This window comes from Flavobacterium sp. N2270, from assembly GCF_025947225.1.
Classification (GTDB): Bacteria; Bacteroidota; Bacteroidia; order Flavobacteriales; family Flavobacteriaceae; genus Flavobacterium.
This window is the reverse complement of sequence record NZ_CP110005.1, coordinates 2249510-2275577: the sequence shown is the minus strand read 5'-3', so window position 1 is coordinate 2275577 and position 26068 is coordinate 2249510. Positions and strand designations below refer to the sequence as shown.

The following is a 26068-nucleotide window of genomic DNA, read 5'->3' as shown; positions in this document are numbered from 1 at the left end:
TTTTAATTTGTTAGTTCATCTTCAAAACCTATAATCTTTTCATAGAGATTAAACTGAATGCAATACATAAAAGATATTGTAAATAAAATTCCAATACATAATGCTATTAAACCAGCTAAAGCAAAAAGAATTCCAATTATCATAGCACCCAATATAGTAAATGGAGATTTTACAACTAACTTAATACTTTTTGATAATGCTTGAGAAAAATTTTGGTTGGCAAATATGATTAACGGAATAAATAAAAATGTAAATAGTGATATTGAAATTGAGACCACAAAGCTGACTAATTTAAGGTTTGCCAGTTCTAAGCCCATACTTATTATAAAAGATATTAATGAAACAATTAATGTTCCAATAATTAGATCAATAGCTTTTTTACTAGAATAGTAAATAAATAAATCTGAAATTGAAATTGTTTTATTGTAATGAGCCAAACGGCATAGATGTAAGAAACCGGCATTTAAAGGAGCAAAAATGATTCCTATTCCTACTATTGCAATAAAATTATATAAATAAATATTTGGATGATTTTCAAGATATGTTGGGTCTTGTATTAATTCAGTAAACTCTCTAAGTTGCTCTGGATCTACAAATTGGTTTACAGCGATTAGTGCTATAATAGTTAATAGCGAAAAAACTAAAAAATAGCCAAGTCCAGCAATCCAAACAATTTTTTTGAAAGTTTCTAAACTACTATCAATAATAGTACCTAAATCAATTGTATATCCACTATTGATTTTCTCTTCAATAATTACATTAATCTTATTTTCTTTTGTTGAATTCATGTTTGTTATAAATTATTCCAAATTGGATCTATTGGAGTTGAAGCTGTTAATTTAATAATTTCTTTTGTAACTGGGTGAATAAATTCTAAAGTTCTTGCGTGTAAATGAATACCACCATCTTTATTACTTCTGTCAAAACCATATTTTAAATCGCCTTTTATTGGGCACCCCATAGCATTAAGTTGCGCTCTAATTTGATGATGTCTTCCTGTATGTAGGTTTATTTCTAAAGCATAATAATTATCTAGTTTTTTAAACACAGTATAATCTAAACTTGCTTTTTTACTTTCAGGAACTTCTTTAGTATGTGCTTTTGAAGTATTGTTTTTAGGATTACGTTTTAAAAAATGTACCAAAATATCTTTGTCTTTTGGAGGCATTTTTTTTACAATTGCCCAATACATTTTCTTAGTTTCTCTATTTTTAAAAGATTCATTTAAACGAGTTAATGCTTTACTCGTTTTGGCAAAAACAACAATACCAGTTGTTGGTCTGTCTAAACGATGTATAACGCCTAAAAAAACTTCACCAGGTTTATTATATTTATCTTTAAGATATTCTTTAACAACATCAGATAATGGTTTGTCACCTGTTTTATCACCTTGCACAATATCGCCTACACGTTTATTGACCACAATAATGTGATTATCTTCATGTAAAACTTGTAAGTTATCTTTTGTTGAGAGGATTTTCATTTAGTTAGTTTAGACTAATTAGAAAATTAGAGTTTTAGACTAGATTTAAATTTAGATGTCATTTTGATTATTTCTTCTAATTGAATTACCAAATTTTCTAACTCATGAGTTTTTAAGAAGCCTAAATCTTTTGAAATTAATAGTTGAGTTTCTATTTCATAAGCTGAACCAATTGCAATTTCAAGAAATCTTGAAAAGTCTTTATTAGATTTTCTCGAGGAACCTTCAGCGATATTTGATGGAATTGAAACTGATGCTCTTCTTAATTGATTTGTGATGCCAAATTTTTCACTTTCTGGGAAAGAAGATGTTATAGAATATATTTCAGAACAAAATAGTCTGCTTTTCTGCCAAATAATTAATTCTTTGAATTGATGCATAATATTTTTTTCTAAAAATCTACAAGTCTAAAATTTCCAAATTAATATTGCTCATTCTCATTTGGAAAATCAACTGACTTAACATCAGCCACATATTGACCAATTGCAGCTGTCATTTCTTCATATAAATTCATGTATCTTCTTAAAAATCTTGGACTAAATTCATGTGTCATTCCTATCATATCATGTAAAACTAATACTTGACCGTCAACACCATTTCCTGCACCAATTCCAATAACTGGAATAGAAATACTTTCAGCAACTTTTTTAGCTAAATGAGCTGGAATTTTTTCTAATACCAAAGCAAAACAACCCACTCTTTCAAGCATTTTTGCGTCTTCAATTAATTTATTTGCTTCTTCGTCTTCCTTAGCTCTTACAGTATATGTTCCAAATTTATAAATAGATTGAGGAGTAAGCCCTAAGTGACCCATTACAGGTATTCCAGCATTTAAAATTCTTTTGATTGAATCTTTAATTTCGCTTCCACCTTCCATTTTAACTGCATGTCCACCACTTTCTTTCATAATGCGAATAGAAGAGCGTAACGCTTCTTTTGGATCTGATTGATAACTACCAAAAGGTAAATCAACAACAACTAAAGCCCTTTCACAAGCTCTAACTACTGATGAAGCGTGATATATCATTTGATCTAAAGTAATGGGCAAAGTAGTTTCATGACCCGCCATTACATTACTTGCCGAATCACCAACTAAAATTACATCAATACCTGCCGAATCTACAATTTTAGCCATTGTATAATCGTAAGCTGTTAACATCGAGATTTTCTCTCCGTTTTCTTTCATTTCTACTAATGTTTTAGTAGTAATTCTTTTGTAATCTTTTTTTGCTACAGACATGTTTTTCTAGTATTTGAAACGCAAAGGTATAAAATGATATTTTCTTTCCTATTTTTTTATTTTGAAATGATTTATTCTATACATTTGATTAAACTTTAACCTAATGATTACTATACTACTTACCATTGCCATTTTAGGGTATTTTATTGTTGTTTTAGAATCGCCAATGCGAATAAACAAAACAATTTCTGCAATATTAACTGGGTCATTATGCTGGATCGTAATTGCTATATTTAATAATGAAGGTTCACATGAAATTTCTGAGAAACTTACAAACTATTTTGGAGAAATAGCTGGACTTTTAATTTTTTTATTAGGTGCAATGACTATTGTGGAACTAATTGATTTACATAAAGGTTTTTCGGTAATTACGCATAGAATTAGAACTAAGTCTGTTTTAAAATTATTATGGATAATAGGAGGGATTACTTTTATTTTATCGGCATTCTTAGATAATTTAGCTACAGCCATAATAATGGTTACTTTATTACGAAAGATATTGCCGAAAGGAAAAATTAGAATGATTTTAGCTGGAGTAGTGGTTATTGCTTCAAACGCTGGTGGTGCTTTTAGCCCGATAGGTGACGTTACTACTACATTACTTTGGATAGGAGGACAAGTAAGTGCAGTAGGAATTGCTACCAAATTATTTTTACCTTCTGTTATGTGTATTTTAGTACCTTTAGTTTTAGCAAGTTTTAAAATGAGAGGTTTTGCTGTTTTACGCGCACAAATTTCTATGGCCGAAGCTAAAAAAGAAGAAAAAATGCGTGGAAGTTTAAGTGTGTTTATTGCTGGAGTTATAGGTTTAATATTGGTTCCAATAATTAAATCAATTACTGGATTACCGCCATTTATTGGAATTTTAGTTTCGTTAAGTATGGTTTCCTTAGTATCTATAATTTATCATAGAAATAAGACTCAAGAAGAAAAAGATAGTTTTTCAATTGCTACAGCCTTATCTAAAGTAGATGTTAGTTCAATTTTATATTTCATGGGAATTTTATTAATGGTTTTTGCTTTGCAAGAGGTTCATATTTTAACTCAATTGGCTTCCTTCTTAGAAGAAACATTACCCAATAGAAATACTATGATTGTTGCCATAGGTTTTCTATCTTCATTAGTAGATAACGGAAGTTTAGTAGCTGCTACTCAAGGAATGTTTAGTTTACAAGATTTTCCAATGGATAATCAACTTTGGGAAATGATTGCGCTTTGTGCAGGAACAGGAGGAAGTATGTTAATTATTGGTTCTGCATCTGGTATTGCAGTTATGGAGAAAGAAAAAATGACATTCATGTGGTATTTAAAAACAATAACACCTTTAGCTGTTGCTGGATATATTGCCGGAATTGTAACATATTTAGCTTTAGAATTACTTATATTTTAATTTAGTCACTTAATTGTCATTCCGAAGAAGGAGGAATCTCATTAAGATATATGAGTTTTACCTTTAATGAATGATATTTTTAAAAGTTCGCATTATGAAGAAGTTTATAGTTTTTCTTTTACTTATAAGTTTTACCTCTGTTTTTTCACAAGAAGTAGAAGTGAAGCAAGCTGTTGATGATTTTTTTGTGGGTTTACATAAACGCGACACATTACAATTTAAAAAAGTGTGTCATGCAACTATAAATATGCAAACTATAGGAAAAGATAAAGAGCAAAATAATAAACTTATTCTTGAAAACTTTCAAGACTTTATGAAGTCTATTGTCTCTATTCCAGAAAATGTGGTGTTGTTTGAAAAATTACTGGATTATAAAATTCAAATAGACGGTCCACTTGCTCATGTTTGGACTCCTTATGAGTTTTATGTAAACGGAAAGCTAAGCCATAGTGGTGTAAATTCTTTTACGTTATTTAAAGAAAAAGATACTTGGCAAATTATTCATATTATTGATACTAGGAGGAAGTAAGTCGAAGAAATATTTTAAATATGAAAAAATATATTCTATTTTTATTTCTTTTATCTTATTCTTTTTATGGGCAACAAGGTTTTGGCTCTAAAAAGAATAGTATAGATTCTATTGTTAATTTTATTGAAAATAAACAACATATTTTAAAAGAAAGTATTACTGAAGGTGAAATAATTTCTAAAAAAATGTTTAAGAAAAATGGAGGTTGGGAAGTTTATGTACTTTACAATGATTTAAATATTCCAATAAGAATTACCTTTTCAGAAAATTTTAATCATGTATATAGAAAATATGTTTATTATTATGATAACAAACAGCTAATTTTTGTAGATTTTAAAATTATTTTTCAAAAACGAAAATTGAAAGAAAAATCTAAAAATTTAAAATATTATTTTGAAAATAAACAATTATTATTTGCCTCTGAATATGATGAAAATTTTAATTCAAGTTCGATTCTTTTAGAAGAAATAAATATTAAAAATTTAATAAATTAACAATCCGCCAAGTTAACTCCAATAGCTAAACCTCCTTCAGAAGTTTCTTTATACTTTGTGTTCATGTCTTTTGCGGTTTCCCACATCGTATTCACTACTTTGTCTAAGGGAACTTTTACATTTTTAGAATCGGTTTCTAAAGCAAGTTCGGCCGCATTAATAGCTTTAATTGCACCCATAGTATTACGTTCAATACAAGGGACTTGTACTAATCCACCAATAGGGTCACACGTTAATCCTAAATGATGTTCCATAGCAATTTCTGCTGCAACAGTTACTTGTTCTGGAGTTCCGCCCATAGCTTCACATAAAGCTGCGGCTGCCATTGCACTAGAAACACCAATTTCAGCTTGGCATCCGCCCATAGCTGCACTAATGGTAGCTCCTTTTTTAAAGATACTTCCTATTTCACCTGCGGTCATTAAAAATTGTTTTATTTCTTGTTCACCAGCTTTGTGGTTTTCAATAACTAAATAATACATTAAAACGGCTGGAATAACACCTGCACTTCCATTTGTAGGTGCAGTTACAACTCTACCCAAAGAAGCATTTACTTCGTTTACAGATAAAGCAAAGCAACTCACCCATTTTAATATTTGTCTGAATTTGACTTCAGTCTGACGAATAATTTGCATCCAAGAATACGGACTATCATAAGGTAAAACACCAATTAAGTTTTTATGCATGTCATAAGCTCTACGACGAACATTTAGTCCACCAGGTAAAGTTCCTTCGGTATGACAACCTATATACATACATTCTAGCATGGTATCCCAAATGCGCATCAATTCGTTATGAATTTCTTCTTCACTGCGCATTGACTTTTCATTCTCATAAACAATTTCCCAAACTTTTTTGTTTTCAGCATTACAATACCTTAGTAAGTCGGCACCATTTTCAGTAGGAAAAGGAAATGAACATTTTATTTCTTCATTCTTCGCAGAATTTACTCTTTCTTCTTTTACAACAAAACCTCCACCAATTGAATAATATACAACTTCAATTTCTCTAGTATCTGTGTAAGCTGTAAATTTTATTCCATTAGAATGAAAAGGTAAAAACTCTCTGTTAAATACGATATCAGTTTCAAAATCAAATGGAATAATAATTTCATTCCCTAAAAAAAGTTCTTTTTTATTTTTTATGGCAGTAATGATAATATCAATGCTTTCAACCGGAATATATTCAGGGTCAGCACCACTTAGTCCTAACATAACAGCTAAATCAGTAGCATGTCCTTTTCCTGTCAATGACAACGAACCATATAAATCTACTTTAACTCTATTAATTGAGTCAATTAAATTTTCATTACGTAATTCGCCTAAAAAACGTTCAGCACCACGCCAAGGTCCTAATGTGTGAGAACTTGAAGGTCCAACCCCAATTTTAAGCATATCAAAAACCGAAATACATTCCATAACTATTGTTTATTCTTACAAAGATAGCTTTTAGTATGATAGATGCAAAGTATAAAAGTTTAATAGTTATTTCTGTGACCAAATACCCAAAAGTAATTATGCTTATAACCTTAAAAATGTCATCTTGTCATATATTTCTATTTAAAACTGACAATTTTTAGGTACAATTACGCTTGGCATAATACTTGACTTATGACTATCAAGTTTTTAAAACGAAATTAAAAAACACAAATAAATTAAGAGTAAAGTTATGAGTAAAATTATTGGAATCGATTTAGGTACAACCAATTCTTGTGTTTCAGTTATGGAAGGTGGAGAACCTGTTGTAATTGCAAATGCGGAAGGTAAAAGAACTACACCGTCAGTAATTGCATTTGTTGAAGGAGGAGAAATCAAAGTTGGAGATCCTGCAAAAAGACAAGCGGTTACCAATCCTACAAAAACGATTGCTTCAGTGAAGCGTTTTATGGGGAACAAATTTTCAGAAAGTGCTAAAGAAGCATCTACTGTTGCTTACAAAGTAGTAAAAGGAGATAACGACACACCACGTGTTGATATTGACGGAAGATTATACACTCCACAAGAATTGTCAGCTATGACGCTTCAAAAAATGAAGAAAACTGCTGAAGATTATTTAGGAACTACAGTAACTCAAGCGGTTATTACTGTTCCAGCTTATTTTAACGATGCACAACGTCAAGCTACTAAAGAAGCAGGTCAAATTGCTGGTTTAGAAGTTATGCGTATTATCAATGAGCCTACTGCTGCGGCATTAGCTTATGGATTAGACAAACAAGGAACTGATCAAAAAATTGCAGTTTACGATTTAGGTGGTGGTACATTTGATATTTCTATCCTTGAATTAGGAGATGGAGTTTTCGAAGTATTATCTACTAATGGAGATACTCACTTAGGTGGAGATGATTTTGACCAAGTTATTATTGACTGGTTAGCAACTGAATTTAATTCTGCTGAAGGAATTGATTTACGTCAAGATCCAATGGCATTACAACGTTTAAAAGAAGCTGCTGAGAAAGCGAAGATTGAATTATCTTCTTCTGCTCAAACAGAAATTAACTTGCCATATGTTACTGCTACTGCTACAGGACCAAAACACTTAGTACAAACATTAACTAGAGCTAAATTTGAACAATTAGCTGCTGCTTTAGTAAAACGTTCTATGGAGCCAGTTGCTAAAGCATTAAAAGATGCAGGTTTATCTACATCTGATATTGATGAAGTTATTTTAGTTGGTGGTTCTACTCGTATCCCAGTTATCCAAGAACAAGTTGAAAAATTCTTTGGTAAAAAAGCATCAAAAGGAGTAAATCCTGATGAAGTTGTTGCAATTGGTGCAGCTATTCAAGGTGGAGTTTTATCTGGAGATGTAAAAGATGTATTGTTATTAGACGTTACACCTTTATCTTTAGGAATTGAAACAATGGGTGGAGTTATGACTACATTAATTGAGTCTAACACAACTATTCCAACAAAAAAATCGCAAATATTCTCTACTGCTGCGGATAATCAACCAACAGTTGAATTACACGTTTTACAAGGAGCAAGAGCAATGGCTGCAGATAATAAAACAATAGGTCGTTTTAACTTAGATGGTATTCCACCAGCACCAAGAGGTGTTCCTCAAATTGAAGTAACTTTCGATATTGATGCAAACGGAATCATTAAAGTTTCTGCTACTGATAAAGGAACTGGAAAATCTCACGATATTCGTATCGAAGCTTCTTCTGGTTTAACAGCTGAAGAAATTGAAAGAATGAAAAAAGATGCTGAAGCTAATGCTGATGCTGATAAAGCGGCAAAAGAAAGAGTTGAGAAATTAAACGAAGCGGATGCAATGGTTTTTCAAACTGAAAGCCAATTGAAAGAATTAGGTGAGAAATTATCTGATGAACACAAAACAGCTATCGAATATGCTTTAACAGAATTAAAAATGGCTCACGAATCTCAAGATTTACCAGCTATTGATACTGCTCTAGCAAACATAAACGCTGCTTGGAAAACTGCAACTGAAGCTATGTATGCTCAAGGTGAGCAAGGACAAGCTCAAGATGCACAACCACAAGGTGATGCAACTGGAGATCAAACACAAGATGTTGATTTTGAAGAAGTAAAATAATTTACAACTTACAAATAGTAAAAAACCGAATCATTTCTGATTCGGTTTTTTTTATTTCTTAAAGTTTTTTAGCTTCTATGTTTATGTATTTTGTTTATTCAATATTTTTTGAATACTTAATGATAAAATAATTGTCAATAAAGCCCCAATAAAGTTCAACCATAAGAAACTTACAATATCTAGGTAGAAAATAAAAAATATAGTAAGTTGACTAACACAAGCGGCTATAAATATTGCTTTTCCTTTTACATATTTGATGTAAAATCCAACTAAGAATATTCCTAAAACAGTCCCGTAAAAGATAGAACCAATAATATTAACTAGTTGAATTAGGTTTTCAAATAGCGAACTTATACACGCAAAACCAATAGCAACTAATCCCCAAAATAAAGTAAAAAATTGAGTAGCATATACATAATGCTTATCAGACTTTGTATCATTATTTCGTTTGTAAATATCAATTGTGGTTGTGGCTGCTAATGAGTTTAAACCCGAAGCACTTGACGACATTGCTGCACTAAAAATTACAGCTAATAAAAGTCCGAGTAATCCTTTTGGTAAATAGTTAATAATAAAGTACAGAAAAACATAATCTTTATCGTTAGTTTCTGAACTACTATCAACTTTACTAATTAACTCTTTAGCATCTTCTCTTAATTCTTTTTCTTTCTGATTTAAAACAACTATTTGTTTTTTTAAAGTTGGATTATCAAACTCATTGTATTTGAATTGTTCAATATAAATTTGATTGACTACTTTTTTTTCTTCATTTATTACTTCTAATTTTTTCTCTAGTGCTTGATACGATTCTTTATATTCTGAGTTATTTATTTTGGTAACATTTGTTGGATTAAAATGAAGTGGCGTGCTATTGAATTGAAAAAAAACAAAAACTAAAACTCCAGTTAATAAAATGAAAAATTGCATTGGAACTTTTAGAAAACCATTCATGATTAATCCCATTTGGCTTTCTTTGATTGATTTTCCAGATAAATAGCGACCAACTTGAGATTGATCAGTTCCAAAATAAGAAAGCATTAAGAAAAATCCTCCTGTAATTCCGCTCCAAAATGTATAACGTGTTTCTGGATTATAAGAAAAATCTAAGATGTTCATTTTACCATTCGCTCCAGCAATATGCAACGCAGTTGTAAAATCTAATTCAGGTGGAAGGTAATTTAGAATTAGAAAAAAGGTAATGAACATTCCACTAATAATGACAAACATTTGCTGTTTTTGCGTCATGTTTACTGCTTTTGTTCCACCGGTAACCGTGTAAACAATAACCAATAATCCTATAACAACGTTTAATAAGGTTAAATTCCATCCTAATAATGCCGATAGTATAATTGATGGCGCATAAATAGTTAAACCAGTTCCTAAACCTCGTTGAATAAGAAATAAAATAGCTGCTAATGAACGTGTTTTAACATCAAATCGTTGTTCTAAGTATTCATAAGCAGTATATACTTTTAACTTGTGGTAAATGGGAATAAATGTATAAGCGATTACAACCATTGCTAGTGGCAATCCAAAATAAAACTGAACAAATCCCATTCCGTCATGATATGCCTGACCAGGAGTAGATAAAAATGTAATGGCACTGGCTTGAGTTGCCATTACAGAAATTCCTACTGTATGCCAAGGTGTTTCGTTATTGTCTAAGATATAATCTTTTACATTAGCACTTCCTTTAGTTTTATAAGCTCCATAGATTACAATAAAAAGTAGGGTAGATGATAAAACGATCCAATCTAAATATTCCATTTATGAGAAAATTTCCATTAATAAATAAAAAAATAAAATGTATAATGCATTTAAGAGTAAAACTAAACTATAGCTTTTCTTCCATTGATGTTTTTGTTTTTCCATATTTTTTTATTCTAATGCGATTATGTTTGCCAAAAGACGATAAGCTCCACTAACTCCTTCTGGAAGTTCTCTAAAAAAGCTTAAACCTGTATAAATATAATTTCCTTTACCATATTTTGCAATAAGTAAGGCTCCTTTTTTATTAGATTCTCCATCATCATGAGAAGCTAAAATAGGAATAAATTCGTTACTCCAATCGGATGGATAATATAAACCTTGTTCTTGTACCCAATTTTTAAAATCTTCAATAGTGATTTTATTAGGTTTATTTAATACTTGATGATTTTTGCTTAAAAAAGTAACAGGCGCATTTTCATTGGTAACTCTATCTCTTGAAAGTTTTAATTCAAAAGGGGCTAATTCATTGGTAACTAAATTATTAGTAGTATTGTATTGAACAATTAAATTTCCACCATTTTCAACATAATCAAATAAAACTTTGTTCTTGTATTTCAATTCTTCAACAACATTAAAAGCTCTAATTCCAAGAATAACAGCATCAAATTTTTGTAAATTTTCTAGGGTTAATTCATTTGGATCTAAATAGGTAATATTAAAATCTAAATTTTCTAAATTTTTACCAACTTCATCACCAGCACCCATTAAATAACCAATGTTTTTTCCTTTGGTTTGAATGTTTAAACGAACGATTTTTGCTTCTGATTTTTCAAGAATTGTTTGCTTTGGAATATGAGCATAATCAATTTGAACTAATTCTTTTGTAAACTCTTTACTGTTACTATTTGCAATAATATTCAACGTTGAAGTGATTTCTTTTTCAGAAGGTGTAATCGTAAAAACAACCGTTTGCTCTTCGTTTTTAGTAGTTATTGTAAACGGAATTTGTTTTGGTAAAATAGTCCAATTGTCATCCGCTTGAAGTGTTACAAAACCAGATACATTATCTTTGTGAGCTTTAATTTTTACTTTAAATGCTTTAGGTTGATTCGAATTAAAAATAGCAACTTTATTCAGCGCTTCAGTAGTTACTTCTGGTAAAATTGTAAAAGGCATGAATGTTTCACCGTTTTCAGGCATGTTCTTTTTGTAGTCTAATTTTTTTACAAATTCTATAATTTCTCCTTCAATTTCTAGTTTAAAAATAACGGGATATTGTAATTCTTCTTGAGGCAAAATACGAATGGATTTATTGCTCACAGAGTACATTCCTACAGTTGCTTTTTCCTTTAGCCAAAATAAATTGGAGTAATCATAATTGCTTGGAACATTTACTTTATCAATAGAAAAACTAAAGTTGGTATTGTTTTTTATACTTTCATTTTTTACAATTTCATTCGTATTAAATACATTTACTGAAATTAATTTTACTTGAGTATTACTTCTATTTGTAGCTTCAATATTTATGGAAAAATTTTCTGATTTGGTAACCGATTCTTGATTACTAACCGCTTCCAAGTATAACCCGCTACAAGCTTCTATAATTGCTAATATTTGATTTTGTTTGATTGTTTTCCAATGATTGTCTTTTAAATTTGAAATTAATCGATATGCTTTTATAAGCTCAGGAATATGAACAGATGGATTATTAAAATTGAAATTTTCTTGCACTTTATTCAAAATGGCTCCAATTTCTTTTCCACCTTCAACACGATTCCAAGAAGTATCAATTCCTTCAAAAATATTTCCAGAAGTTGGCATTTCGCCTTTTAAAAGTTCTAAATATTCGGTTTCACTACCGCGAGAACCTGTTGTTCCAAAACCTTGACATTTATGCTGACTTCTGCTTAAAGCTGCAATTTCATAATTACTTAATCCTTTTGAAGCAAAATAAACATTGGCATCTATAGCAAGTAATTTAGATTTGTCGGCTTTGTCAAATTTTTCTTGACTTCCGTAAAACCACCATGAGGTGTTGAAGAAAACTCTTTTAGGTTTTGTTTTTAATACTTCATAAGCTTCTAGACTTAAAATTGCAGATGCAGTATGATGTCCGTGAGTTGTTCCCGGAGTTCTGTGATTAAATCGATTGATGATAATATCGGGTTGAAAAGTTTCAATAGTTTGAATTACGTCTTCTAAAACTTCTTGTTTGTTCCAAATGGTAAACGTTTCATTTGGTTCTTTAGAATAACCAAAATCATTGGCTCTCGTAAAAAATTGTTTTCCACCGTCAATTCTTCTGGCAGCTAATAATTCTTGAGTTCGAATTGCCCCTAATTTCTCTCTTAATTCATTACCAATTAAATTTTGTCCGCCATCTCCTCTTGTTAAAGATAAATAAGCCGTTTCCGCATGATAATAATTAGAAAAATAAGAAATTAACTTAGTGTTTTCATCATCAGGATGTGCAGCAACGTATAGTACTTTACCAAGAAAATTAAGTTTTTCAATTTGGTGGTATATTTCGTTTGAATTTAACTTTTTTGGAGTTTGAGAAAAGCCATTAAATGCAATAAATAAGAGTAGAGTTAGAGTAATATTTTTAATCATATTTTTTTTATTATTTTCAAAAATAAGGAAATAAAAAAAAGGAAGCTTTTTCCCCTTCCTTTTTAACATTTTTTTAGTGAATGATTGTTAATCTGTAAATTCATGAAAACTTCTTTCTGTTTTAACAACAGAAATTCCTTTTTGCATTAACAAATTATTTGGATAAGTAATTAATTCACCTTCTGTTGTTTTTAATAATATATAAAAAGCTTTGATGTCTTCAATTTCTCCTTTTACAGGAAAATCTTTATCGTGAATTTCTATAACATCACCAATTTTAAATGGATATGAAAAAAACAATATTACACCTGCAGTAATATTACTTAGAATTGACCATTGTGCAAATGCTGCAACTCCTACAACAGTAAAAATAGAGGAAACAAATAAAAATATTTGATCTTTTTTAACTCCCCAAATTATAATAATGGATAAGAATGTTAAAATTCCCAGAAGTATGTTTATGTATTTTATTACCAAATTGGTTCTATGTTCAATGGTTTCATGTAAAGAAGCATATTTTCTAATTGATTTAGCGATTATTGTTTTTAAAATAAATGCCAATAATATTATACTAAAAGTTAATATCTCTTCGTGTAAATACTGATTTTCAATTAATTTAAACATATTCAATTAATTTATCATATACTTTGTCAACTGGCATTCCTACAACATTTGCATAAGAACCTTCAATTTTTGAAATGGCAACTAAACCAATCCATTCTTGAATTCCGTAAGAACCAGCCTTATCAAAAGGCTTGTAATTGTCTAAATAATAAGTAATTGCTTCATCTGAAATTGCTTTGAAAGTGACTTTAGTAACTTCAAATATTGTTTCTGTTTTTGCATTTGTTTTAAAGCAAACAGAAGTAATTACTTCATGTGTTTTATTTGACATTGACTGTAGCATTTCAAACGCATCTTGATAATCTTTTGGTTTACCTAATGCTTTTCCTTCATGCCAAACAATGGTGTCGCTCGTAATTAGAATGTCATTTTCATTTAAATGTTCAAAAGCTGCAGCTTTTAATTCGGATAGAAAGTTGGTAATTTCTTCAGCATTTAAATGATTAGGATAGACTTCCTCAACTTCTTTTAATTGAATAGTAAAATCAAGATCCAATTCTTTGAAATACTGTTGTCTTCTGGGTGAACCCGAAGCTAATATGATGTTTTTATGTTTTAATTTTGTTCTAAGCATTTGTCAAACAATAATTTACGACTAAAATAGAAATAATTCCGAAAAATAAAATCACTTTTAAAACGGTACTTAAATGATGAAATTCTTTTTTCGTTTTAGCTGAAATAATTTTAATTACAAAATAGAGTAGTGGTCCAATAATTAAAAGCAATGCATAATATAAAACATAATCAAATTGCAATAAATTTTGGTTTAAATAATAAAGAAATAAACCAATCGAAGCTATAGTAAGTACAAAAAGTATTTTTGTTGTTTTATTAATTCCTAAAAGAATAGCTAATGAATTAACTCCTGAAGCTTTATCGCCATCCATATCTTCTAAATCTTTAACCATTTCTCTAATCAAGTTAATGATAAAGGCAAATATGGCATAGTCAAGCAAAATACGAAATACTCCACTCATTTGTTCCTGATTTCCATCGTGAATTGCCGGAAACAAGTCGAACATTCCAAGTATTAATAAACTTAATGATAAAATGACTGAAACTACAACATTTCCAACTAGAACAATATGTTTTAAACTTGTTGAATAAATGTATAATAAAGCAGCAATTAAGATGAAAATGGTAGCAAAACTTGGTTTTCCAATGATATTTGAAAGATAAAACCCAATTCCAACACCAATTAAATTGAATACTACATATAAATTATACGCCATTGCTTCTGAAATAGAAACACCTACAATTCTCGACTTTGGTTTTGCAATTGCATCATTCTCTTGATCTAAAATATTATTGATAATATAACCCGCTGCTGCAATACAAACAGTCGATAATACTAAAAGTGCAAATTGAAAATCACTTAATGATAAATAGTTTTCTGTAATTTTTTTTAAAAAACCATACCTGAAAATGATTTGCATAAAAGCAATCATCAATAGGTTTTGTATGCGTATAAGTTTAATTATTTTCATTAGTTGAGATTGTTAATCTGTTTAATTGTGGATTTGTTTATTTGTTTAATTTGGAAATACGTTAGTCACATAATTCCTAATTTAGAATTCCTAATTATTCTTTAATCATACTTTGCATCAAAATGCGACATCCATTTTCCTTGTACTTTCATTACTTGTTCTATAACATCTCTTACACAACCTTTTCCGCCATCGATATGCGAAATATAAGTACTAATTTCTTTAATTTCTGGAGCTGCGTTTTGCGGGCAAGTGGGTAAACCTACTAATTTCATTACATGAAAATCGGGAATATCATCACCCATGTATAACACTTGTTCTGGTTTAATATTGTAAACATCTATAAATTCTTGAAATGTTTCTACTTTATTTGGAACACCAAGATGAATATCGGTAATTCCTAAATTTCTAAGACGAACACGAACACCTTCGTTGCTTCCGCCAGAAATAATACAAACGGTATAACCATTTTCTACAGCGGCTTTCATTGCATAACCATCACGAATATTCATATGCCGAAGCATTTCTCCCGTTCCAGTTACGTGTATGGTTCCATCGGTTAAAACTCCGTCTACATCTAAAATAAATGTAGTAATGTTGTTCATTAATTCTTTATAGCTTTTTGACATTTTGTATCGATTGTGTTAATAGTTTATAAAGCTCTTGGTAATCTAAATTTTGTAAAAATTCAAGATGCTTGTTAATTGTTTTGGTATCGTTTCGTAAAGCAGGACCCGTTTGTGCGTCTTCTGGTTTTAAAGTACTTATTTTTTGTGCTGTTTCCATAATTAAAGGTTGTAACACTTCAAATGGAACATTATGTTCTTCACAAATTTGGTTTCCAATAGTGTACATGTGATTCACAAAATTACAGACAAAAACGGCTGCAACATGAAGGCTTTTACGCTGTTCTGAAGAAATAGCAAATACTTTCTCTGAAATATTTTGAGATAAACTTTGTAATGTTTTAAAATCTTCCCCATTTTCCGCTTCTAAACAAATGGGAATAGAAGTGAAGTCAATTTCTTTAGATTTACTAAACGTTTGAAGCGGATAAAAAACACCTTTTCTATTTTTAGCATCTAAAACAGAAAGCTCAGAAGTTCCAGATGTATGTACCACTAAACGATTTTGAAAAGGTAAATTTTCGGCTACTTCTGCAATGGCATTATCAGAAACCGAAATAATGTAAACATCTGCTTCTTTAATTGCATTGTAATCAGACGTTATTTTGTCTTCAGTAATTAAATGAAGCACACTTTCTTTATTACGAGCAAAAACCTGAACCAAATTCACATTTGCAGCAATTTGCATCACTTTAATTAAGTGTTGTGCTACATTTCCGCTACCAATAATGACTACTTTAATCATGTGGCTAAAATAGTGAATTTTAATTTTAATTTAATAAAAACCTGACTGGTTTCTGAAACCAGTCAGGTTTAATTAATTAAGAAAATATTTGTAAATAATTTCTTTGTAATCATTTTTTTTTTTTTTTCTTTACAAAAATCTTCTTACAAATGAAAAAATTATATTTTATTCTAATTATTATTGCCTCATTTAATGTGAATTATGGGCAAACATATACAATTGATAATACGTTTAATCCAACTGATAATGGAATATATAATCAATTTATTGGATTGTATGGAACTATATTAAATAATGGAAAAATACTTACATCAGAAGGGATTGGTACTCGTAGTCCCTTTTTTTTAGATGGCCCATCTGCTTTAGAGCGTTGTATATATCGTTTAAATAATGATGGAAGTGTAGATAATTCGTTTACAAAAGTAAATCTTGATTATTTGGTAAAGAGTTTTTTTGCAAATCCTAATCAAGGAAATTTTATTACTGTAAATAATAATGTCAGTGGTAATAGCACAGAATTAAAAAGTTATAATAATAATGGTATAATGGACGCTACATTTAATGTTCCAATTTTATCAAGGAATGGGGGGGCAGGAAGTATATCTAAAATACAGTTCCTTAATGATGGTAAAATTTTAATTTTAGGGGGTTTCAATCAAGTTAATGGATTACCATACAATAATATTGTTAGATTAAACAGCAATGGATCAGTTGATACTACATTTGTTATTGGATCTGGTTTTGCAGGAGGTACAACTGCTTTTGCTTTACAACCAGATGGAAAATATATTATAGGTGGAAGCTTTTCTTATTATAATGGTGTTTCAAAAGGAATGATTGCTAGATTGTTTCCTGATGGAACTTTAGATACATCTTTTAATGTTAATACAGTTTATAATTCATTTGGTTTATCAACAGGGTTAGATATTAATGGTCCATTAAATGACATAATTGTTTTGCCTGACGGAAAAATAGTAACATCTGGAACTAGCTTGTATTCTTCTGGAAGTGTTTACAGAAGGTATATTGTTAGATTTAATTCAAACGGAACTGTTGATCCGTCATTTAATTTGTTTTTTTCTAATCCTAGCGGAATTTATCCAGAAAGATTACTTTTGAGCCCTGATGGTAGCATATATTTTAAAGTATCTGGTTCTATAAAAAAAATTAATACTTCAGGGATTATTGACTCAACATTTAATGATGGAAATATTTTCTTAACGGAAGAAGGAAAGATGTTCTTACAAAATAATAAACTGTTGGTTGTAGGTAATTACAAGAATGTATCTGGAGTTACAAGAATTGGATATCATAGATTAAATGCTATTGATGGTAGTTTGGACGTTACATTTAACCCAAGCTATGGGCCAAATAATATTTTTTATAGTAATATCACTGGTTCTTTAGAAACAGGTGGGGTAGCCTCAAAAATATACGGGTTAATGTTGCCAGATAATAAAATATTATTGAATGGTGGTTTTACAACGTATAATGATATTCCAGTAAAAAAAATGATCAGACTATTTGAAAATGGAGAGCTTGATACTACTTTTAATTTTGATTTTTCTCCAATTGATTATAATTCTATCAATTTAAATGATCAATTTAATATTCAAACTAGAAAGAATTATGATGGAAATATTTATATCTCAGGAAATTTTCAAATTCCTAATCAGGCTGTTAGAAGGATTATTAAATTTAATTCCGATGGAGGGCTTGATTTAGGCTTTAATTTTTATGATAACGTTTTAAGGTTTAAAGTAAATGATGAAAATAAAATTATTGCAAGCGTAATTTTTAATAGTGGTAGCGGGAATCAATATAAAGTTAATAGATATAACTCTGATGGATCTTTAGATGTTTCTTTTACATCTCCAATTTTTAATTATCAACCTATGAATATTGAATTGTTGGATGATAATAAAACCTTACTTAGCTTTAATAATAGTATTAATGGCAAGTACTTGGTAACATTAGATGCAACAGGAACAACCCTTCCTATGAATAATTTAACATTAAATATTCCAATTTTCAAAACTAAAAATATTAATGGTAAAATTTATTCTAGTTCAAATTCGTTACCTTATTTACTTTTTAGATATAATAACGATTGGACTTTTGATTCAAGTTTTAATCAAATAGAAACAAGTAATAGTTCTAAATATATTATTTTATCTAATGAAAGAACAGTTACGAGTACAACTGATGTTGGTCAATATACAAATACATTATTATATAAAATAAATGATTCAAATGGAATTCAAACATCTTCAGTTTCGATACCAAATAATATTTATGAAACAACCTCAATAATGTCACAGAATTGTGAAAATATTATTCTTGTTGGTAGTTTTTTTAAAATTTATGAAACAAATAGAAATAATATTATTAGATTAAGTGTGCCTGGACTAACTTTAACACCTACACCAACTGGCGAATTAAATCAGTTATTTACGCAGGGTCAAACATTAGCAGATTTAATTATAAATGGTCAAAATTTACAATGGTACAGTACTCAAAGCGAATGTGCATTCAATTCTATGGAAAGAAACTCAAATGAAATGAATAGTATTTTGCCTAACAATACTTTACTTGTTAACGGTATGACTTATTATGTTACACAAACTATTAATGGAGTTGAAAGCAATCATAGACTGCCTGTTAATACAATAGCAGCTTTAAGTACTCAAAATTTCGAATTTGGTTCAGAGTTTATTCTATACCCAAACCCTGCAAAAGATGTTTTGAATATTCAATCTAAAAATAGTTTAGAAATTCAATCAATTGAGATTTATAACCTTTTAGGTCAAGTTGTTTTAGCAGTTCCAAATAGTTCTAATGCAATTGATGTTTCAAACCTAAAAACAGGAACTTATTTTGTTAAAGTAAATACAAGTAATGGAACTTCAAATAATAAGTTTGTGAAAGAGTAGTTAAAGTGAATTTGTCATTTCGACGAAGGAGAAATCACATTAGCTACATCCATGATGTGATTTCTCCTTGCGTCGAAATGAAATCTAAATAAAAAAACTCCAAAATTTCATTTTGGAGTTTTTTTATACTGCGACTGAACACTAACGAAGTGCTGCTCCTAATTCTTTCTCTAAATTAGTTTGTAATTTTAGCATTGTTTTTTCTATTTCTTTATCTGTTAAGGTTTTACTTTCGTCTTGAATAGTAAAGCTTACAGCATAAGATTTTTTACCTTCAGGTAAGTTTTTACCTTCATAAACATCAAATAAATTTACGTCTTTTAAATATTTCTTTTCAGTTTGTTTAGCTACTTTATATATAGCTTCAAAAGTAATATCATTACCAACCAATAATGCCAAATCTCGTCGTACTTCTGGATATTTTGGAATATCTGTAAATTTAATTTTATTTGAAACATATTTTTGAATTCTATTCCAGTCAAAATCAGCATAAAAAACTTCTTGTTTAATATCAAAATGTTTTAAGATGTTTTTCTTAACTGTTCCAAATTCTACAATTGTTTCTTTTCCAATTACTAATGATACTCCTTCTGAAAGTAAGTCCATTTCTAATGGTAAAGTAGTTATTTTAGCATCTAAACCAAGCCTAGAAAGAACTGTATTTACATAACCTTTGAATAAGAAGAAGTCAGATTTTGCTGTAGCTTGATTCCAAGTTTCTTTAGTAGTATTTCCAGTAACAAACATTGTTAAGTGCTTGTTTTCTTCATAACCAGATGGAAGTTTATGATATGTTTTTCCAAATTCAAAGAATTTCAAATCACTGTTTCTTCTGTTAATATTATAAGAAATAGCTTCTAGTCCTGAAAATAACATTGATTGTCTCATTGCAGATAAATCGCTACTTAAAGGATTAAGCATCATCACGTTAAATTCACATTTTATCAACTCAGAAAGTTTTGTATATTCTGGAGAAGTCAATGAATTAGCCATCATTTCATTGAAACCTAAAGAGCAAAGTTGGTTTGCAATTACATTTTGAACTTTAAACTCTTCAGTTCTTGATGAATTAGAAATAGTAGCATTTAATTTTTGAGAAAACTTAATGTTGTTGTAACCATAAACACGAAGTATTTCTTCAATAACATCAATTTCTCTTTGAACATCTACTCTATATGGAGGAATTGATAATCCAATTCCTGCATCAGAAATAGTATTAATTTTAATATCTAATGAAACTAATATTTTTTTGATGGTATCTTTTGGAATTTCTTCACCAATAATTTTAGCAGTTTTATCGAAGTTTAAGAAAACTTGAAAATCTTCAATTTTCTTAGGATAAAAGTCAACAATGTCTGAAGTGATTTCTCCTCCAGCCACTTCTTGAATTAATAAGGCTGCTCTTTTTAAAGCATATTCAGTAATACTTGGGTCAACTCCTCTTTCAAAACGGAAAGAAGCATCTGTGCTTAATGTATGTCTTTTTGCTGTTTTTCGAATAGAAACCGGATTGAAATAAGCACTTTCTAAAAAGATAGATTGTGTATTTTCAGTTACACCTGAATCTTTTCCCCCAAATACACCTGCAATACAAATTGGTCCATCTGCATGACAAATCATTAAGTCTTCCTCATGTAGTGTTCTTTCCACATCATCAAGAGTAGTAAATTTTGTTCCAGCAGGAAGTGTTTTTACAATTACTTTGTTACCTTTAATTTTACTTGCATCAAAAGCATGTAACGGCTGACCTAATTCGTGTAAAACATAATTGGTAACATCAACAATATTATTTTTTGGAGTTAATCCAATTGCTTTTAATCTATTTTGTAACCAACTTGGAGATGGTTTTACTTTAACATCGGAAATGGTAACACCACAATATCTAGGTGTAATTTTATCATTTTCAACTTTAATATCAATCTTAACAGTTCTTTTGTCAACTTTAAAACTACTTACAGAAGGAGTGATTAATTCGATGTTTTTTCCTTTTAAAACCATTCCTGCTTTTAAATCACGAGCAACACCGTAATGACTCATTGCATCGGCTCTATTTGGAGTTAATCCAATTTCAAAAACTTCATCGGTTTCAATTTTAAAAACATCTTTAGCTAAAGTTCCTGGTTTTAAGGCTTCATCAAGAATCATAATTCCATCGTGACCTTGTCCAATACCAAGTTCATCTTCGGCACAAATCATTCCGAGAGATTCTTCACCTCTAATCTTTCCTTTTTTAATTTCAAAAGAATTTCCTTCTTTGTCATATAATTTTGTTCCTATAGTTGCAACAGGTACTTTTTGGCCAGCAGCTACATTTGGAGCACCACAAACAATTTGAACAGGCTCATTACCATCGCCTAAATCAACAGTTGTAATTTTAAGTTTATCAGCATTTGGGTGCTGTATACAGGTTAAAACATGACCTACAACAACTCCTTCAAGACCGCCTTTTAAACTTTCATATTTATCAATTCCTTCTACTTCTAATCCTAAGTCGGTTAATAATATTTCCGTTTCTTCTGATTTCCAATCTGTTTTGATAAACTGTTTAAGCCAATTATATGAAATACGCATTTTTATTCGAATTTTAAGGATGCAAAGATAGGTATTGTAAATTTTAGATTAAAATATATTTTATCGAAAACTTCATTTCTTTTAATTTGATTATTTAGTAATTATTAAGCTATATTTTTATTATAAATTCATTTTTAAAAGGCTTTTACTTATTAATTATCAATTTTGTGCTATTAAATGAACTAAAAGTGCTATTTATACTTGTATTTTGATTTTAAATTTGAAGAAATCAAATAAATATCAAAATTATGAGTAATGTAATTCAAAGACCACAGTTAAAAGATAAGTATGATAATTATATCAATGGAAAATGGGAAGCACCTTCAACAGGGCAATATTTTGAAGTTCTTTCTCCAGTTGATGGAAAACTAATGTCTAAAGCCGCTCATTCTGCAAAAATGGATGTTGAAATGGCAGTAGATGCGGCATATGAGGCTTTTAAAACTTGGAGTGAAACTTCGGCAACTGAAAGAAGTATCATTTTAAATAAAATTGCAGATAGAATTGAAGCAAATTTAGAATATATTGCGGCAGTGGAAACCCTTGATAATGGTAAAGCTGTTAGAGAAACTTTAGCTGCAGATATTCCTTTAGCAATAGATCATTTTAGATATTTTGCAGGTGTTATTCGTGCAGAAGAAGGTTCAATTACGGAGTTAGATAAAGATACTGTTTCAATTGTAGTTCAAGAGCCAATAGGAGTTGTAGCTCAAATTATTCCGTGGAACTTTCCAATTTTAATGGCTGTTTGGAAATTAGCTCCAGCTTTAGCTGCAGGTAACTGTGTGGTTTTAAAACCTGCAGAAAGTACCCCAATTTCTATTTTAGTATTAATGGAATTAATTGGCGATTTAATTCCTGCCGGTGTAATAAATATTGTAAATGGTTTTGGAGCTGAACTTGGAAGAACTTTGGTTACAAACCCTAAAGTTTCTAAGGCTGCTTTTACTGGTTCAACTGCTACTGGAAGAATGGTAATGCAATATGCAACTGAAAATATTATTCCAGTTACATTAGAATTAGGAGGAAAATCTCCAAATGTATTTTTTCCTTCTGTAATGGATGCTGATGATGAATTTTTAGATAAAGCTCTTGAAGGTGCTGCACTTTTTGCTCTTAATCAGGGAGAAATTTGTACATGTCCCTCTCGACTTTTAATTCATGAGTCAATTTATGATAAATTCATGGAAAAATTATTAGTTAGAATTAAAGCTATTAAAGTAGGTAATCCACTTGATCCAACTGTAATGATGGGTGCTCAAGCATCACAAATTCAAAAAGATAAAATTCTTTCTTATATAAAATTAGGAAAAGAAGAAGGTGCAGAATTATTATGTGGTGGTGATGTAAATCATTTAGGTGATGATTTAGAAGGCGGTTACTATATTCAACCTACTTTATTTAAAGGGCATAATAAAATGAGAATTTTTCAAGAAGAAATTTTTGGTCCTGTTTTAGCGGTTACAACTTTTAAAACGACTGAAGAAGCTTTAGAAATTGCAAATGATACAATGTATGGTTTAGGTGCTGGAGTTTGGACAAGAGATGCACATGAATTATATCAAGTTCCAAGAGCAATTCAGGCGGGTCGTGTATGGGTAAATCAATATCATTCTTATCCTGCAGGAGCTCCATTTGGTGGATATAAACAATCAGGAATTGGTAGAGAAAACCATAAAATGATGTTGGATCATTATCGTCAAACTAAGAATATGTTAATTTCTTACAATAAAAATAAATTAGGGTTCTTTTAGTAGATAAACTTTATTAATTAGCCGCAAATTCACAATATTTTTTGATGAATTTGCGGTTTTATTTAAAAATATTATGGAAAAAATTAAAAGATTAGATGCTACTGAAAAAGCAATTTCATTAATTAATACAATTTCAGAAAAGTTTGGTGATTTAATGTTTTATCAAGCAGGTGGTTGTTGTGAAGGGACGCAACCACAGTGTTTTGAAAAAGGTGGGTTTTATTTGCGTATGGGTGATGTTTGTATTGGAACAATTAATGGTTTTGAATTTTGGGTAGATAAAGATTTGTATGAGTATTGGAAATTTTCTCATTTTACTTTAGATGTTACTGATGGAATAGGTGCAGGAGGATTTTCTTTAGAAACTCCATATGGAAAAACATTTGTTATAAGTTATAAATTATTTACTGAAGATGAGTTATTAAATTTAGAACCTGTACAAGTAAATAATTAAATTTATTGCGATGTAAAATTCATTAATTGGTATTGTTTTGGAGTAACCCCTTCATATTTTTTGAATAATCGAATAAAATAATTACTATCTTCAAATCCGGTTGCATAAGAAACTTCAGAAACATTAATGTTTGGGTTACTTAATAGTTTTTTAGCATGTTTTATTTTTTCATTTAAGATAAATTCAATTGGACTCATTCCTAATTCTCTTTTAAAATATCTGTAAAATGAAGTCGTACTCATACATGCTTTATCACTTAATTCTTTTAAATTAATGCTTTCGTGAATGTTATTTCTAATAAATTCAATAGATGGTGTTATTGGACTATTACTATCAATATACTGTTCGTTTTCAAATCTTTTTGTCGTTTGTGTTTGAATGATTCTAATGATCAATTCTTGTAATGTTAAGTCTGCTAAGGCATCTTTAGTAATAGAACTTCCCATACATTCTTTAATGAGCTTATTTATAGTAGTTGCTAATTCAACATTGTTATAAAAAAAGTAATTTTCATTATCTAATTTCCAAAGGTTATTCTTTCCTTCTTTCGGATATTTTTCATTTAGAAAATCAAGTGTATTTGTTATTATTTTATTGTCTATTGCTAATGCAATGCACTGTGTAGGGTTTTCTTTTGAAGCTTCTGGAAAGTCTATTTTCATTTCAACATTAGAAGGAACTATTACAGTTTCGCCTGGTAAATATTCAAATTGAGGTTCGTCAAATAAATGCATTATTTTTTTTCCACGCAACATACTAGTCACCACTAAATCATTAAATTTTAATGGAACCAAGTCTGATTGTTGATACGTTTCAAAAATGTTTAGTTCACAATGGTTTAGTGAAAAAATAGTTCTATTTTCGACCAAAGTCTTTAAAGACTTTTCGTTTGTTAATGCTGGTTTATTTAATAAAGATTTTATTGGCATATTATAAAAATAGTATTTTTTTTAATAAAATAAATTTTTAAGCTTTACTATTTTTAGAAAAATTAAATAATCTCTTCAACATGTTTTTTAATGTTGCTTGCTAATTTTTCTGTAGGTAAATCATTTGCATCGTTTCCAAAAGGATCTTCTATTTCTTCGGCAATTAATTCTAAACTAGCTAAAACATAAAAAATAAAAACTACTACTGGTATTACATAATAACCTAAACTAAATACATATCCAAAAGGTAATGTCATAACATAAAAGAATATGAATTTTTTAATGAATGAGCTGTAAGAATAGGGAATAGGTGTATTTTTAATTCGTTCGCAAGCGCCACAAATATCTGTAAATGATTGAATTTCACTATTTAAAATAATCAACTGGTCACCTGATATTTTTCCGCTAATATGTAAATCATGTATTTTTTGAAATAACATTTTTGCAATTTGATTGGGTCTGTGTTTTTGATGGTCAATGTCTAAATTTAAATCTTCAAAAAGCATTTTTGCCGTTTCTTCGTTTGATAAATGTTTCTGTAAAATGGATGCATAACCCGGAATTACTTTTCTAAAATAATTTTTATCGTGTTCGTCTTTTAATATTACCGATAGTTTAATGGCTAAATTTCGACTGTTATTGACTAATGCTCCCCAATGTTTTCTACCTTCCCACCAACGATCGTAAGCAGTATTGGTTCTAAAAACTAACAATAATGAAATTACAAAACCAAGCATTCCGTGCATAATGGTGATGTTTTTAACATGACTATCTTCTGAAAGTTTCCAATATTCCATTTCTAAATAGGCAACTCCATATGAATACAATCCTATAGTAATCATCATAGGAATAAGTTGCCTAAATGTGTCGGCTTTATGAAATCTAAAAATAAAAGTAATCCAGTCTTTTGGGTTGTATTGTACCATTTTTG

The 26068-nt window shown here is 29.6% G+C and carries 22 protein-coding genes; 7 read left to right on the top strand and 15 right to left on the bottom strand.

What is annotated here, in order from left to right; translation table 11 throughout:
- Positions 1–2: 2 nt before the first annotated feature.
- The 4 genes from OLM55_RS10655 to panB are packed head-to-tail and all read right to left on the bottom strand — an operon-like array spanning position 3 to position 2723.
- The gene (locus tag OLM55_RS10655; RefSeq protein ID WP_264558888.1) at positions 3–788 is read right to left on the bottom strand and encodes a hypothetical protein; all 786 of its coding nucleotides are present in this window, start codon (positions 786–788) and stop codon (positions 3–5) included.
- Positions 789–793: 5 nt separating this feature from the next.
- Positions 794–1483 (bottom strand): RluA family pseudouridine synthase, encoded by a 690-nt coding sequence (locus OLM55_RS10650; protein ID WP_264558887.1) that lies wholly within the window; start codon positions 1481–1483, stop codon positions 794–796.
- A gap of 26 nt (positions 1484–1509) precedes the next feature.
- Positions 1510–1863: a four helix bundle protein gene (locus tag OLM55_RS10645; RefSeq protein ID WP_264558886.1), complete on the bottom strand. Its 354-nt coding sequence runs from the start codon at positions 1861–1863 to the stop codon at positions 1510–1512.
- Between the two features lie 41 nt (positions 1864–1904).
- Entirely contained in the window at positions 1905–2723 is an 819-nt protein-coding gene (gene panB / locus OLM55_RS10640) for a 3-methyl-2-oxobutanoate hydroxymethyltransferase (protein ID WP_264558885.1), read from the bottom strand.
- 103 nt (positions 2724–2826) lie between these two features.
- Here panB and nhaD point away from each other — a divergent pair, with 103 nt between their 5' ends.
- From nhaD to OLM55_RS10625, 3 genes are all read left to right on the top strand, one after another.
- Complete coding sequence (gene nhaD / locus OLM55_RS10635) at positions 2827–4113, top strand: sodium:proton antiporter NhaD (protein ID WP_264558884.1); 1287 nt, start codon at positions 2827–2829, stop codon at positions 4111–4113.
- 94 nt (positions 4114–4207) lie between these two features.
- Positions 4208–4642, top strand: coding sequence for a nuclear transport factor 2 family protein (locus tag OLM55_RS10630; RefSeq protein WP_264558883.1), 435 nt, complete (start codon positions 4208–4210; stop codon positions 4640–4642).
- A 20-nt stretch (positions 4643–4662) separates the two neighbouring features.
- Positions 4663–5136, top strand: a complete 474-nt coding sequence (locus OLM55_RS10625; protein ID WP_264558882.1) for a hypothetical protein — start codon at positions 4663–4665, stop codon at positions 5134–5136.
- Here OLM55_RS10625 and OLM55_RS10620 read toward each other — a convergent pair.
- Positions 5133–6554 carry an L-serine ammonia-lyase gene (locus OLM55_RS10620; RefSeq protein WP_264558881.1) on the bottom strand — a complete coding sequence of 474 codons (1422 nt, stop codon included), beginning with the start codon at positions 6552–6554 and terminating at the stop codon, positions 5133–5135. The genes OLM55_RS10625 and OLM55_RS10620 overlap by 4 nt on opposite strands.
- Positions 6555–6804: 250 nt before the next feature.
- Here OLM55_RS10620 and dnaK point away from each other — a divergent pair, with 250 nt between their 5' ends.
- Positions 6805–8691 carry a molecular chaperone DnaK gene (gene dnaK / locus OLM55_RS10615; protein WP_264558880.1) on the top strand — a complete coding sequence of 629 codons (1887 nt, stop codon included), beginning with the start codon at positions 6805–6807 and terminating at the stop codon, positions 8689–8691.
- Between the two features lie 81 nt (positions 8692–8772).
- Here dnaK and OLM55_RS10610 read toward each other — a convergent pair whose 3' ends face one another.
- From OLM55_RS10610 to OLM55_RS10580, 7 genes are all read right to left on the bottom strand, one after another.
- Positions 8773–10458, bottom strand: coding sequence for a sodium:solute symporter (locus OLM55_RS10610; RefSeq protein WP_264558879.1), 1686 nt, complete (start codon positions 10456–10458; stop codon positions 8773–8775).
- A 111-nt stretch (positions 10459–10569) separates the two neighbouring features.
- Positions 10570–13014, bottom strand: coding sequence for a PIG-L family deacetylase (locus OLM55_RS10605; protein WP_264558878.1), 2445 nt, complete (start codon positions 13012–13014; stop codon positions 10570–10572).
- 87 nt (positions 13015–13101) lie between these two features.
- Complete coding sequence (locus OLM55_RS10600) at positions 13102–13638, bottom strand: mechanosensitive ion channel family protein (protein ID WP_264558877.1); 537 nt, start codon at positions 13636–13638, stop codon at positions 13102–13104.
- Positions 13631–14212 (bottom strand): Maf-like protein, encoded by a 582-nt coding sequence (locus OLM55_RS10595; RefSeq protein WP_264558876.1) that lies wholly within the window; start codon positions 14210–14212, stop codon positions 13631–13633. The genes OLM55_RS10600 and OLM55_RS10595 overlap by 8 nt, the downstream gene beginning before the upstream one ends.
- Complete coding sequence (locus OLM55_RS10590; RefSeq protein WP_264558875.1) at positions 14205–15125, bottom strand: geranylgeranylglycerol-phosphate geranylgeranyltransferase; 921 nt, start codon at positions 15123–15125, stop codon at positions 14205–14207. The genes OLM55_RS10595 and OLM55_RS10590 overlap by 8 nt, the downstream gene beginning before the upstream one ends.
- A gap of 101 nt (positions 15126–15226) precedes the next feature.
- Positions 15227–15754: a KdsC family phosphatase gene (locus tag OLM55_RS10585; RefSeq protein WP_264558874.1), complete on the bottom strand. Its 528-nt coding sequence runs from the start codon at positions 15752–15754 to the stop codon at positions 15227–15229.
- Positions 15738–16496: a Rossmann-like and DUF2520 domain-containing protein gene (locus OLM55_RS10580; protein WP_264558873.1), complete on the bottom strand. Its 759-nt coding sequence runs from the start codon at positions 16494–16496 to the stop codon at positions 15738–15740. The genes OLM55_RS10585 and OLM55_RS10580 overlap by 17 nt, the downstream gene beginning before the upstream one ends.
- A gap of 149 nt (positions 16497–16645) precedes the next feature.
- On the opposite strand from OLM55_RS10580, the gene OLM55_RS10575 reads away from it, so the two are divergent.
- On the top strand, positions 16646–19429 hold the full coding sequence (locus tag OLM55_RS10575; RefSeq protein ID WP_264558872.1) for a T9SS type A sorting domain-containing protein: 2784 nt from the start codon (positions 16646–16648) through the stop codon (positions 19427–19429).
- A 141-nt stretch (positions 19430–19570) separates the two neighbouring features.
- On the opposite strand, the gene pheT is transcribed toward OLM55_RS10575, so the two are convergent.
- Entirely contained in the window at positions 19571–22000 is a 2430-nt protein-coding gene (gene pheT / locus OLM55_RS10570; protein WP_264558871.1) for a phenylalanine--tRNA ligase subunit beta, read from the bottom strand.
- 248 nt (positions 22001–22248) lie between these two features.
- Here pheT and OLM55_RS10565 point away from each other — a divergent pair, with 248 nt between their 5' ends.
- Positions 22249–23754, top strand: coding sequence for an aldehyde dehydrogenase family protein (locus tag OLM55_RS10565; protein WP_264558870.1), 1506 nt, complete (start codon positions 22249–22251; stop codon positions 23752–23754).
- 73 nt (positions 23755–23827) lie between these two features.
- Positions 23828–24208, top strand: coding sequence for a DUF779 domain-containing protein (locus OLM55_RS10560; RefSeq protein ID WP_264558869.1), 381 nt, complete (start codon positions 23828–23830; stop codon positions 24206–24208).
- Between the two features lie 2 nt (positions 24209–24210).
- On the opposite strand, the gene OLM55_RS10555 is transcribed toward OLM55_RS10560, so the two are convergent.
- Positions 24211–25137, bottom strand: coding sequence for an AraC family transcriptional regulator (locus OLM55_RS10555; RefSeq protein ID WP_264558868.1), 927 nt, complete (start codon positions 25135–25137; stop codon positions 24211–24213).
- Between the two features lie 62 nt (positions 25138–25199).
- Entirely contained in the window at positions 25200–26063 is an 864-nt protein-coding gene (locus OLM55_RS10550) for a bestrophin family protein (protein ID WP_264558867.1), read from the bottom strand.
- Positions 26064–26068: the final 5 nt, after the last annotated feature.

Bases quoted from the DNA above. Each gene is read 5' to 3' on its own strand.
- OLM55_RS10655 (WP_264558888.1), bottom strand. From the start codon at position 788: ATGAATTCAACAAAAGAAAATAAGATTAATGTAATTATTGAAGAGAAA.
- OLM55_RS10650 (WP_264558887.1), bottom strand. From the start codon at position 1,483: ATGAAAATCCTCTCAACAAAAGATAACTTACAAGTTTTACATGAAGAT.
- OLM55_RS10645 (WP_264558886.1), bottom strand. From the start codon at position 1,863: ATGCATCAATTCAAAGAATTAATTATTTGGCAGAAAAGCAGACTATTT.
- panB (WP_264558885.1), bottom strand. From the start codon at position 2,723: ATGTCTGTAGCAAAAAAAGATTACAAAAGAATTACTACTAAAACATTA.
- nhaD (WP_264558884.1), top strand. From the start codon at position 2,827: ATGATTACTATACTACTTACCATTGCCATTTTAGGGTATTTTATTGTT.
- OLM55_RS10630 (WP_264558883.1), top strand. From the start codon at position 4,208: ATGAAGAAGTTTATAGTTTTTCTTTTACTTATAAGTTTTACCTCTGTT.
- OLM55_RS10625 (WP_264558882.1), top strand. From the start codon at position 4,663: ATGAAAAAATATATTCTATTTTTATTTCTTTTATCTTATTCTTTTTAT.
- OLM55_RS10620 (WP_264558881.1), bottom strand. From the start codon at position 6,554: ATGGAATGTATTTCGGTTTTTGATATGCTTAAAATTGGGGTTGGACCT.
- dnaK (WP_264558880.1), top strand. From the start codon at position 6,805: ATGAGTAAAATTATTGGAATCGATTTAGGTACAACCAATTCTTGTGTT.
- OLM55_RS10610 (WP_264558879.1), bottom strand. From the start codon at position 10,458: ATGGAATATTTAGATTGGATCGTTTTATCATCTACCCTACTTTTTATT.
- OLM55_RS10605 (WP_264558878.1), bottom strand. From the start codon at position 13,014: ATGATTAAAAATATTACTCTAACTCTACTCTTATTTATTGCATTTAAT.
- OLM55_RS10600 (WP_264558877.1), bottom strand. From the start codon at position 13,638: ATGTTTAAATTAATTGAAAATCAGTATTTACACGAAGAGATATTAACT.
- OLM55_RS10595 (WP_264558876.1), bottom strand. From the start codon at position 14,212: ATGCTTAGAACAAAATTAAAACATAAAAACATCATATTAGCTTCGGGT.
- OLM55_RS10590 (WP_264558875.1), bottom strand. From the start codon at position 15,125: ATGAAAATAATTAAACTTATACGCATACAAAACCTATTGATGATTGCT.
- OLM55_RS10585 (WP_264558874.1), bottom strand. From the start codon at position 15,754: ATGTCAAAAAGCTATAAAGAATTAATGAACAACATTACTACATTTATT.
- OLM55_RS10580 (WP_264558873.1), bottom strand. From the start codon at position 16,496: ATGATTAAAGTAGTCATTATTGGTAGCGGAAATGTAGCACAACACTTA.
- OLM55_RS10575 (WP_264558872.1), top strand. From the start codon at position 16,646: ATGAAAAAATTATATTTTATTCTAATTATTATTGCCTCATTTAATGTG.
- pheT (WP_264558871.1), bottom strand. From the start codon at position 22,000: ATGCGTATTTCATATAATTGGCTTAAACAGTTTATCAAAACAGATTGG.
- OLM55_RS10565 (WP_264558870.1), top strand. From the start codon at position 22,249: ATGAGTAATGTAATTCAAAGACCACAGTTAAAAGATAAGTATGATAAT.
- OLM55_RS10560 (WP_264558869.1), top strand. From the start codon at position 23,828: ATGGAAAAAATTAAAAGATTAGATGCTACTGAAAAAGCAATTTCATTA.
- OLM55_RS10555 (WP_264558868.1), bottom strand. From the start codon at position 25,137: ATGCCAATAAAATCTTTATTAAATAAACCAGCATTAACAAACGAAAAG.
- OLM55_RS10550 (WP_264558867.1), bottom strand. From the start codon at position 26,063: ATGGTACAATACAACCCAAAAGACTGGATTACTTTTATTTTTAGATTT.